The following is an 11,505-nucleotide window of genomic DNA, read 5'->3' on the forward strand; positions in this document are numbered from 1 at the left end:
TGTGAGTTGGTGTCGTAAAATGCGACATTGGCGGGTAGCATGAATTTCTGAATCGGCGCGAGAGGACGGTGTGGCTAATGAACCTTGAGGGTTTACGCGTAATGGGCATTGATCCTGGCCTAACCCGCTGCGGTTTATCCGTCGTTCAAGCTGGCCGTGGTCGTGCAGTTCTGCCCATTTCGGTGGGAGTTGCCCGCACACCTCCAGAGGAAGAGCTCGCGCAGCGCCTACTTCGGTTGTCTAATGCTGTCGAAGAGTGGATGGATGACTATAAGCCGGATGTGGTGGCCATCGAGCGACTCTTCGAGCGTGGAAATGTCTCAACAGTCCTTTATACCGCTCATGGTGTTGGTGTGTTGATGTTGGCAGCGGCGAAGCGTGATATTCCGGTGTACATGTACACCCCGTCAGAAGTGAAAAAAGCTATTTCTGGCAATGGTCGCGCTGATAAGAAGCAGATGACCACGATGATTACTCGAATCTTAGGCTTGAGTGAGGCGCCGAAGCCTGCGGACGCCGCTGATGCTCTGGCGTTGGCAGTGTGTCACTGCTGGCGTGCACCAGTCATTCATAGAGCTGAGCTAGCGCAGCAACAGCTGAAAGAACTTGAAGAACAGCGCCGCCAGAAGGCTGCGCGTTAATCAATCGGCGCAACGTCATGCAACCAATGGCCATTAATGGCAGTCAAAAACTATATAGCTTGTAAAGATAGAACCAATGTTGGGCGAAACGTCCCACAGTCTGAACTTAGTTGAACGAAGAAATGGAGCTTGAGTCCACGTGATTGCATCTTTGAGCGGTGAAGTTCTCACAATTGAGCTTGATCACGCTGTTATAGAGTGCGCCGGAGTCGGCTACCAGTTCTTGGCCACGCCTAGGACTCTGGGAACATTGACCCGCGGTGAGCATGCGCGGGTGATGACATCCATGACCGTCAAAGAAGACGCCATGACTTTGTACGGCTTTACCAACGCCGATGACCGGGCGATGTTCCACCAACTGCAGGCTGTTTCCGGCCTTGGCCCGAAACTAGCCCTTGCGTGTTTGTCGGTCATGGATGCTGGTGAAATTGCCATGGCCATTAGCAATGGAGATGCCAAGAAGTTGCAGACCATCCCTGGTGTGGGCAAGCGCATGTCGGAGCGCATGGCGTTGGAGTTGAAGGACAAAGTCAAGGGATTCGTTGGCCTTCCAGATTCAGCAGAGGGAGCGGCTAGCCCAACACAGTCCAACTTGCCGGTGGGCAGCGGTGCCATCATCGACACTGTTGTCGAGGCTCTGGTTGGCCTTGGCTTTACCGAAAAGGCAGCACGCCCTGTGGTCGAAGCACACGTTGGAGCATCAGAGGACCTTGAAAAGCTGGAGACCGCAGTGATTCTTCGTGCTTCCTTGTCCTCGTTGAGCGTCAGTAAGTAATCCAGGGGAGATTGGGACAGCACATGTCAGATGTAGAACGTACAGAGTTTAACCTTCCTGATGAAGCCACGCGGACCTCTCCACTGCAGCGCAACGAGAACGTCGAGTCTGAGGCGCACACTGGTGAGCATGATATTGAGCGTTCACTTCGCCCGAAGGGCTTGGATGAGTTCATTGGCCAGCCGAAGGTAAAAGAGCAGCTCTCGCTGGTTCTCACTGGTGCGCGCAACCGTGGTGTAACTCCTGACCACGTTCTTCTCTCTGGTCCTCCGGGTTTGGGTAAGACCACCATGGCCATGATTATTGCGCAAGAAATGGGCACCAGTTTGCGCATGACATCCGGCCCAGCGCTAGAGCGTGCGGGTGACTTGGCGGCAATGCTGTCGAATTTGATGGAAGGCGATGTCTTATTCATCGACGAAATCCACCGTATTGCCCGTCCTGCAGAGGAAATGCTTTACATGGCGATGGAGGACTTCCGCATTGACGTCATCGTGGGCAAGGGGCCAGGCGCGACATCTATTCCTTTGGAAATCCCGCCATTTACTTTGGTGGGTGCCACCACTCGAGCTGGCATGCTGACTGGCCCGCTGCGTGACCGCTTCGGGTTTACCGCGCAGATGGAGTACTACAACACCGATGATCTTGAGCATGTGGTCACGCGTGCTGCGCGCATCCTTGGTGTGGAGATTGATAAAGAAGCCGCCATTGAAATCGCCTCTCGTTCACGAGGTACACCTCGTATTGCGAACCGACTGTTGCGCCGTGTGCGTGACTTTGCTGAAGTCAATGGTGATGGTCGCGTCAACCTCGTAGCCGCACAGGGTGCACTGGAAGTCTTTGACGTTGACGATAAAGGGCTGGACCGTCTTGACCGCGCCGTCCTCGGTGCTTTGATTAAAGGTCACGGTGGTGGACCAGTTGGTGTCAATACGCTCGCGATTGCTGTCGGCGAAGAGCCCTCCACGGTTGAGGAAGTATGTGAGCCCTACCTTGTTCGCGCAGGTATGATTTCGCGTTCTGCGCGCGGTCGAATCGCTACGCGTTTGGCGTGGAAGCATTTGGGAATGACCCCGCCAGAAACTGCAGCTGGGTTGTTCTAGGGATGTTACCTGGGAAAATCCCGGGTAGGGGACATGGCAACTATTTTGTTCGCGTGTAGAGAACAAAGCCAAATAGGGCAGAGATTGAAGCGTTATTCTGGCATTATGGTGTCATTATGGAATTAGTATTTCTCGCACTCATCCTCGTCCTTTTCCTCCTTCCAAGTATTTTGATCGGCCGCAAGCAGCGCCAGCGTCAACGTGAAGTTCTTGACTTCCAGCAGAACCTGGTCCCAGGTCAGCGCGTAGCTACTGCGGGCGGAATTATCGGTACCGTTGTTTCCACCAATGAAAATGGAGTGGACTTGGAAGTCGCGCCAAACGTTGTCATCACCTTTGACCGCATGGGCATCCTGCGAAGCGCAGACGGAATTGGCTCCGCTGAAGCAACCGCAGTTGCTGGCCAGCAGGCTCCCGCTGAGGACGTTGCATCAGAGCAAGATTCCCTGCAGGATTCCTTCGGTGACCGCAACGTTCATCCTGAGAACAATCCGGACAACTTCAGCTCCGGTGACTATGGTGAGGGCGACTACGGAAACTCCCCAGAGTCCAAAAATTAACATAACCTAGCAATAGGCTACGTTGCAGCAAAGGCATCCGAGCGCCACCTGAAGAAGGTGCCGCGGGTGCCTTTTTTGATCACACCTTGTTAACTAAGGGTACGTTTACCTGCACAGCTTTGTTGATACGTCGTTGTAATTGTCACAAGCGACCAGAAATGCCATGGTCGGGTGCAGCTTAGCCACCAAGATGACGTACGATGATGGTTTGTGTTTGGTCTCAGAACTCTGCATTGAAAGATGTAGTACTTGTGGAGGCCACGAAAGATATATAACCAATAAAGTCAATCAGTGGGAGATTAGTCTTGTCCGCTCCTAACCGCGGCGCGATCAGCAACAGCAGTCGCACCTGGCCAAAACGCGCACTGGCGCTGTTCGGCCTCATAGTGGTCCTTTTGTACGCACTAGTGCTGTTTACTGGTGACCGTTCACTAAGCCCGAAGCTTGGTATTGATCTCCAGGGTGGTACCCGAGTAACTCTGGTTCCGCAGGGTGAAGAGCCAACGCAGGATCAGTTGGCACAGGCTCGTGTCATTCTGGAACAACGTGTCAACGGCATGGGTGTCTCTGGTGCAGAGGTTGTCACCAACGGCAACACCCTGGTGATTACGGTTCCTGGTGAAGACACCACTCAGGCACAGGCAGTGGGTGCTACGTCGCAGCTGCTGTTCCGTCCCGTAGCGGATCAGCCAATGCCAGATCCAGCAGCATTGGGCGAGACCATTGAAGAAATGGCTAACCGCTGGGTGGAATATGACGTCATCTCTGGCGAGGGTGCAAATGAAATCCTTGGCCAAGTTCATGACGCCATAAATCCAACCACTGCGGAAGAAGGTGAGGAGGAAGCTGATGCTGCGGACGAAGGCTCGGATGCTCCAACCGTGACAGCGGAGCCTCTTCCGGAGCCAGAAAACTCCATTGAGGCCGCCGACCGACGCGACGAGATGGCGGATATGCTCTTGCAAGACCGTCAGTCGGAAGACCCAACGGTTCAGGCAGCAGCTCTTTCTCTGATGCAGTGTGATGCCACCACTGACCCATTGGCTGGTGCTGATGACCCAGCGCTGCCATTTGTTACCTGTGATTACGCCAACCAGGCTCCTTACTTGCTGCAGCCGGCTCCACTGCTGACCGGCATTGAGGACCCTGAAGGTACCCGCCTGACTGGTAATGAGATTGACACGAACTCTCCAATCAACGGTGGTTTGAACTCCCAGACCGGCCAGATGGAAATCAGTTTCTCCTTCCAAACTGGTGATGGTCCTTCCGGTTCTGAAACCTGGGCTAACCTGACTCAGGAGAATCTGCAGAAGCAGATTGCTATCACCTTGGACTCCGCGGTGATCTCCGCTCCAGTTATTCAGGGTGCAACCCCTTATGGTTCCGCGACTTCCATTACGGGTCAGTTTACCCAGGAAGAAGCACAGAACCTGGCGAACAACCTGCGCTACGGCGCGTTGCCGTTGTCCTTTACTGGTGAAGACGGCGAATCCGGTGGTACCACCGAAATTGTTCCACCATCCCTGGGCCACACCGCACTACAGGCAGGTTTGATTGCCGGCATCGTTGGTTTGATCATGGTTGCTCTGTACTCGCTGTACTACTTCCGTGCATTGGCCGGTGTCTCCATCCTGACTCTGGTTGGCGCAGCAATCCTGACCTACGGCTCCATTGTTCTGTTGGGCCGCTGGATTGGTTACTCACTTGACCTGTCAGGTATTGCCGGTCTGGTCATCGGTATCGGTGCAACGGCTGACTCCTTCGTGGTCTACTACGAGCGCATCAAGGATGAGTTGCTAGAGGGCCGCACGTTCAGGTCGGCTGCTACGAAGGCTTGGGAGCGTGCACGCTCTACCATCGTCACCGGTAACGCCGTGACCCTGATTGGCTCCATCGTGGTTTACCTCCTGGCTGTCGGTGAAGTTAAGGGCTTCGCGTTCACCTTGGGTCTGACCACGGTATTCGACTTGGTCGTTTCCTTCCTGATCATGGCACCACTCATGCAGCTTGCAGCTCGGCGACCAGCGTTTGCAAAGCCTTCTATGAATGGCCTTGGCGGCATCTTCGCGCTTGCGCAAGAGCGCCGTGAGCAAGGATTCTTCTCCAAGTCTGGCAAGTCTGCTGGCGCGAACGTTGCCGCCGACAATGAGGCAGCGCCGGAAGAAGCACCAGAGAACAAACTCCGTAGTGTCGTAGGCCCAGCCGCGACTGGATCCGCCTCATCTACAGCAACCGAAAACCAATCCCGCGGGGATAGTGACTCCACGACGCCGTCGGAGCAGGACTCCCAGGATGAGGAGAAATAATCATGGCTGCAAATAAATCTAAGATTTCACGCATGGACCGCCTCTACCTCGATGAGGGCGGGTTCGACTTCATCGGCCGTGCAAAGACCTGGTACGCCATCACTGCTGGCCTGCTCATCGTGGCTATCGCTGCAATCGCCATCCGCGGATTCACCCTGTCCCTGGACTTTGAAGGCGGCACCAAGGTCAGCCTGCCGGCTGCCAACCTCGAAGAACAAGCAGTAGGCGAGGTCTTCGAGGAAGCTACCGGCATTGAACCTGAACAGGTTCAAATCGTTGGTAGTGGCAACTCAGCCACCCTCGAGGTCAATTCCGAGCGATTGACCGAAGAACAGGCTGACGCCGCGCGTTTGGCCATCTACGAAGAGTTCGAGCCAGTTAATGCGATGGGTGAGTCCACTCCAGACGCAGTGGGTGTCTCCACCGTTTCTGAGTCCTGGGGTTCCACGATTACCCAGCGCATGGTTATCGCGATGATCGTCTTCCTAGTCATCGCAACCGCGTATGTTGCATTCCGTTTGCAGCGCACCATGGCGATTGCGGCAATTCTTGCGCTGATCGCCGATGGTGTCATCATCGCGGGCCTGTACGCACTCTTTGGCCTGGAAGTATCCCCAGCAGTAATCATTGGTCTGCTGACCGTTTTGACCTTCTCCATCTATGACTCAGTCATCGTCTTTGACAAGGTCAATGAAAATACGGAGGGGATTACTGGGCAAAGAAATCGAACGTACGCCGAGCAAACCAACTTGGCTATTAACCAGACAGTAATGCGTTCGATCTCCACCTCGGTTATTTCCGCACTCCCAATTGTTGCGTTGTTCATTGTTGCCGTGTGGATGATGGGTATTGGTACCTTGCGTGACTTGGCGCTGATTCAGCTGATCGGTGTGATTGAAGGTATCTTCTCTTCCATCTTCTTGGCCTCGCCACTGGTTGTCTCCTTGGCTAACCGCAGCAAGAAGATTCAGCAGCACAACAAGGACGTCGCAGAGTACCGTGCGAGCGCGGAATTCACGGAGGAGCAAGAAGCTGGCGCCGGCTCCGAATCAGACCACGGCACCAAGCGTCAGGTCGTTTCTCCAACCAAGCAAGTCACCAACCTGGAAGGAACCCAAGCAAACCGCACTGGTTCCTCGTGGCGCCCCGGGCGCTAAAGCTTGGCTCTAGCTAGCTAATTTCTTACAGCACCGCTCATTTTTGGCGGTGCTGTCTTCTTTAGTGTCTGCTTTACTGAGGTTGATTGAATTCCACGGTTGATTATTGGTCTAAGAAGCACGGCAGTAGTAAAATTCCAGGCTTGTGAAGGAGACGTGGGCATGACCAAAAAGGCAGGGAAGATGCCAGGTACAACAGGTGCGAATGCGCGTGGTTCGCGTGCATGGCGCAGCCGTGCCGGTGTAGCGCTTCTAGCCGCGATGTCGGTGGCATTGACCGCATGTTCCTCCGGTGCTGACCAAGGCAGCGAGGACGAGCTGGGGCCGCAGGAGAAGAAGGCTTCGGAATACCCGGGTTATCTGGCGAACTCTGAGCTGACAACCGTGAACGCTGGATCCGCGTTCGGTACGGCCTCTGTCGCCTCGCAGTTGTCTGGGCGTTTATACCCAGGTGCATTTGTCCCAGGGCCAACGGGACAGTTCGTCCCCAATTCAGACTTGGTGACTACGCAAGAGTGGATGGACGGCGATCAGCGCAATGTCTTGTACACCATCGCCGAAGACGCAATCTACTCTGACAACACCCCGGTTACCTGTGATGATTTCCTCTTGTCGTACACCGCCGGGCAGATGCAGGAAATGTTCGGCTCCAACATGCCGTTGATGGATCAGGTTGAGTCCGTGGCTTGCGCGCCTGAAAACAAGAAGTTCTTGGTCAAGTTCCAACCAGGACAAGGTGGCCAGTGGCGCTACATGTTTAGCCCCGGCACCATTATGCCGGCGCACAAGGTCGCTGAACGTGCTGAGATGAGCAGGGAAGAACTAGTCAGCGCATTGTTCTCCCAGGACCCTAACCAGTTGGGTCGCATCGCAGAGATTTGGCGCTTTGCTTTTGGACTAGAGAACTTTATCCCTGAGATGCACGTTTCCTACGGCCCATTCACCATTGACAGCGTCGGCGAGCAAGGCGAGGTACTGCTTAAGCGCAATGAGAATTATTACGGTGATCAGGCAGCGGTGGAACACCTAGTGGTGTGGCCTATTCAGTCCGATGTCTCTGAAGTAACTGAGCAGGACAACCTGTTGATTGCAGACGCCGCGGTCTCTGAGCCGCAGTGGTATAACGCAGAGACCATGGCCGATGATTTTGAGATCGAAGACGTCGTGGGTGACCTTACTGACTCGCTGATATTCTCCGATTCCGGCGTATTCGAACAGCAGTGGGCTCGCCAAGCATTTGCCAGCTGCATCGACCACAATGAGATTGCCCGTGTGAGTTCAGAAGCCTCCGGCGTTGAGGTGCCAGCTGTTTATACCCACGCGGTCAACCACAATGATCCGCTCGCACGCACGTTGACTTCAGTAACCGAAGAACACCAGGGCACTGATATGGACACCGCCGGACAGCTAGCCGGCATGACCATCCGCATTGGCTACCTAGGTGAAGATCAACGCCTCCAAGCCATGGTGGACTCCATTCGCCAGCAGTGCGAACGAGCTGGGATCACTGTGGAGGAAGTCTCCGGCGCAAATGTCTCCGCCGCCTTCCTTGAGATGGACCCAGAGACCTGGCTGCCAAGCATCGATGCTTTCCTCGGCCCGATTGATTCGCGTTCGCAGTACGGAGTGTCATCGGCAAGCTTGGCGCGCGTGGATGAGCTGCGCGATGAAGAACGCCAATTGTGGGAAGACCTTCCAGGCCTCCCATTGTCGGCTGAACCGCACACCTTCTTTATCTCCCCACAGGTGGCCAACGCCGTGCCTTATACCGGTAGCTCCGGAATTGGCTGGAACATGGACCGTTGGTTTGTGCGCGAAGCCGAAGCCAGCGAAGAGACCTCCACTAACTCCGCTGAGAACGGCGACTAAAGAAACTTCCCAGTCCACTTGATAATCTGCTTGTGCTCGCACTTCCCAGCTATTACATCCGCCCCATTTCCACAACATATCCAATCCGTTGAGATTAGGTTTTAAGGTTTAAAAACGTGAATTCCAAGTATGCCAATGCCCGCGAAGCTATCAAGGACAATATCCGCTACGTGCAGGATTTCCCAGAAAAGGGTGTGCTCTTTGAGGACCTCACTCCGGTCTTGGCTGATGGTGCAGCCTTCTCCGTGGTCATCGATGGGCTCGCCGATGAATGCGAGAAGCTCGGCGCTGACTTGATTGCGGGCTTGGATGCGCGCGGTTTCCTCTTGGGCTCTGCTGCGGCCTACAAGCTTGGTACCGGCGTGCTCGCCGTGCGCAAGGCCGGAAAGTTGCCTCCTCCAGTGCTGCACCAGGAGTACTCCTTGGAGTATGGTTCGGCGGCGTTGGAGATTCCCGCAGACGGGGCAATGATTAAGGGCTCCAAGATCGCTCTTGTCGATGACGTCTTGGCCACCGGCGGCACCCTAGCCGGAGCACGTCAGCTGTTGGAGTCAGCTGGTGCTGAGGTCGTTGGAGCCGTTGTGGTCTTGGAAGTTGATGGTTTGGGTGGCCGCGAGAAGTTCGGGGATCGCCCAATCAGTGTGCTGAATGCCACATCTGAATAAGACGCGCTAAACTAGATACATTAAGGATTCGGTTACTGCCATTATGTTCCCCACAGTGGCAGATAATAGATAGCTTCTGGGAAGCTTTCGAAGCCGGTCGTGTAGTGAGTGAAAGGGCGCATATGACGAATAATAGGTCTACGAAACGCCCAGCGAGCAGTGGCGTTCGCAGTATGTCAGCCCGCCTTGCGCGTTCGCTGACAGGGGGCCGCGTCAAGGTAAATCCGGTCTTGGATCCGTTGCTGTCTATCCACCGGCAGTTCCATCCCCGCGCTGATGTAGAACTTCTCAATAATGCATATTCAACTGCGGAGAAGCTGCATGTTGGTGTGTTTAGGAAGTCGGGGGAGCCGTATATTACTCACCCGCTGGCGGTGGCAACCATTGCCGCGGAGATCGGCATGGACACCACCACTGTGGTGGCGGCATTGCTCCATGACACGGTGGAGGATACCGACTACTCACTCGAGGACATCACGGCTGATTTTGGTCCTGAGGTGGCGCGTCTGGTTGATGGTGTGACCAAGCTGGACAAGGTCGCGCTTGGCGCGGCCGCTGAGGCGGAGACAATCCGCAAGATGATTGTCGCCATGGCGCATGACCCGCGCGTGCTGGTCATCAAGGTTGCGGACCGTTTGCACAACATGCGCACCATGCGCTTTTTGCCGCCGGAAAAGCAGGCTAAGAAGGCGCGGCAAACCCTTGACGTGATTGCACCACTAGCGCACCGCCTGGGCATGGCTAACGTCAAATGGGAGCTCGAGGACCTTGCCTTCGCCATCTTGTACCCGAAGAAGTACGACGAGATCGTGCGCATGGTTGCTGACCGCGCACCTTCACGTGACCGGGCACTAGCCGAAATCAAGGAACAGGTTTCTTCTGCTCTGAAAGAAAACGGCATTGAAGCTGAAGTGATGGGCCGACCAAAGCACTACTGGTCGATTTATCAAAAGATGATTGTGCGTGGCCGTGACTTCGCAGAGATCTTTGACCTCGTGGGCATCCGCATCCTGGTCGATGACGTGAACAATTGCTACGCAGCTATCGGCGTCGTGCACTCGCTGTTTCAGGCTCTTCCGGGGCGTTTCAAGGACTATATTTCCTCGCCGCGCTTCGGTGTTTATCAGTCTCTGCACACCACGGTGATTGCTGGGGAGTCCACCCTAGAAGTCCAGGTGCGTACACACGAGATGCACTACAACGCCGAATTCGGTGTGGCAGCGCACTGGCGATACAAGGAGATGAAGGGCAAGAACTCTGGCAACAATGAAGAAGTTGACCAGATGGCCTGGATGCGTCAATTGCTGGATTGGCAGAAGGAAGCAGCCGATCCAAATGAATTCCTGGATTCTTTGCGCTACGACCTGACGTCGCAGCAGATTTTCGCGTTTACCCCGAAGGGTGATGTGGTCACGCTGCCGGCAGGTTCCACCCCTGTGGACTTTGCCTATGCCGTGCACACGGAGGTTGGTCACCGTTGTATTGGCGCCAAGGTCAATGGCAAGCTAGTCGCGCTGGAATCGGAGTTGAAGTCCGGTGACAAGGTAGAAATCTTTACTTCCAAGGATGCCAATGCCGGTCCATCACGGGACTGGCAGGAGTTCTTGGTGTCACCGCGCGCGAAGGCGAAGGTTCGCCAGTGGTTTGCCAAGGAGCGCCGTGAGGAGCACCTTGAGGCAGGCCGTGACGCTTTGGCCACGGAGGTGCAGCGCGGTGGCTTGCCGATGCACCGTCTGTTTACTGCAAAGTCGATGAAACAGGTTGCGGAGCAGCTGCATTTTGAGGATGTAGATTCGCTGTACACCGCGATTGGTGCTGGCCACGTTTCCGCGCAGCATGTGGCTAATCAGTTGATGGCACTGTTCGGTGACCGTGATGATGCTGCCGATGCTCTTGCTTCGCGTACTCCTCTATCTGAGCTGGAGAGCTCCCGCGCGAAGCAGCAGACTGAAGACTCCAAGAATGGCTCCGGCATTCTGGTTGAGGGCAGCCCTGATGTGCTGGCCAAGCTGGCGAAGTGCTGCCAGCCGGTGCCGGGTGATGAAATCTTTGGCTTTGTCACCCGCGGTGGCGGTGTCTCTGTTCACCGAGTGGATTGCACGAATGCAGAGAAGCTCAAGAGCGAACCTGAACGCATGATGCAGGTGGAATGGGCCCAAGGAAAGTCTTCCTCAGGTGCTTTCGCCGCAACCTTGCAGCTCGAGGCTCTTGACCGTCAAGGTCTGCTGTTCGAGGTGACCAAGATCTTCAGCGAGTCCAAGCTGAATGTCTTGTCCATGCGTTCTAGCAGGGGAGAAGACCACATTGCCACGTTGCAGTTCACCTTCTCTGTCTCTGACACCAAGCAGCTGGGTGCGCTTATGACCACGCTGCGAAACACCGAGGGTGTGTTTGACGTCTACCGTGTGACGGCTTAGGCAGGGACGCAC

General features: G+C 55.2%; 9 protein-coding genes. All 9 read left to right on the forward strand.

Translation table 11 applies throughout. From position 1 onward, the window contains the following. Positions 1-77 precede the first annotated feature (77 nt). The 9 genes from ruvC (at position 78) to CCASEI_RS06765 (ending at position 11,493) form a co-directional block, all read left to right on the forward strand. Complete coding sequence (ruvC, locus tag CCASEI_RS06725; protein ID WP_006823596.1) at positions 78-641, forward strand: crossover junction endodeoxyribonuclease RuvC; 564 nt, start codon at positions 78-80, stop codon at positions 639-641. Positions 642-780: 139 nt separating this feature from the next. Next, positions 781-1,416: a Holliday junction branch migration protein RuvA gene (ruvA, locus tag CCASEI_RS06730; RefSeq protein ID WP_025387508.1), complete on the forward strand. Its 636-nt coding sequence runs from the start codon at positions 781-783 to the stop codon at positions 1,414-1,416. A 23-nt stretch (positions 1,417-1,439) separates the two neighbouring features. Further along, positions 1,440-2,519, forward strand: a complete 1,080-nt coding sequence (ruvB, locus tag CCASEI_RS06735; protein WP_006823598.1) for a Holliday junction branch migration DNA helicase RuvB — start codon at positions 1,440-1,442, stop codon at positions 2,517-2,519. 116 nt (positions 2,520-2,635) lie between these two features. After that, complete coding sequence (gene yajC / locus CCASEI_RS06740) at positions 2,636-3,079, forward strand: preprotein translocase subunit YajC (protein ID WP_025387509.1); 444 nt, start codon at positions 2,636-2,638, stop codon at positions 3,077-3,079. 305 nt (positions 3,080-3,384) lie between these two features. Next, complete coding sequence (gene secD, locus CCASEI_RS06745; RefSeq protein ID WP_025387510.1) at positions 3,385-5,385, forward strand: protein translocase subunit SecD; 2,001 nt, start codon at positions 3,385-3,387, stop codon at positions 5,383-5,385. 2 nt (positions 5,386-5,387) lie between these two features. Beyond that, positions 5,388-6,542 carry a protein translocase subunit SecF gene (gene secF / locus CCASEI_RS06750; protein ID WP_025387511.1) on the forward strand — a complete coding sequence of 385 codons (1,155 nt, stop codon included), beginning with the start codon at positions 5,388-5,390 and terminating at the stop codon, positions 6,540-6,542. 162 nt (positions 6,543-6,704) lie between these two features. Further along, a complete protein-coding gene (locus CCASEI_RS06755) occupies positions 6,705-8,411 on the forward strand; it encodes an ABC transporter substrate-binding protein (RefSeq protein WP_025387512.1) in 1,707 nt (568 codons plus the stop codon). Positions 8,412-8,527: 116 nt separating this feature from the next. After that, the gene (locus CCASEI_RS06760; protein WP_025387513.1) at positions 8,528-9,076 is read left to right on the forward strand and encodes an adenine phosphoribosyltransferase; all 549 of its coding nucleotides are present in this window, start codon (positions 8,528-8,530) and stop codon (positions 9,074-9,076) included. A gap of 122 nt (positions 9,077-9,198) precedes the next feature. Continuing rightward, positions 9,199-11,493 carry a RelA/SpoT family protein gene (locus CCASEI_RS06765; RefSeq protein ID WP_025387514.1) on the forward strand — a complete coding sequence of 765 codons (2,295 nt, stop codon included), beginning with the start codon at positions 9,199-9,201 and terminating at the stop codon, positions 11,491-11,493. Positions 11,494-11,505: the final 12 nt, after the last annotated feature.

This window comes from Corynebacterium casei LMG S-19264 (assembly GCF_000550785.1).
Classification (GTDB): domain Bacteria; phylum Actinomycetota; class Actinomycetes; order Mycobacteriales; family Mycobacteriaceae; genus Corynebacterium; species Corynebacterium casei.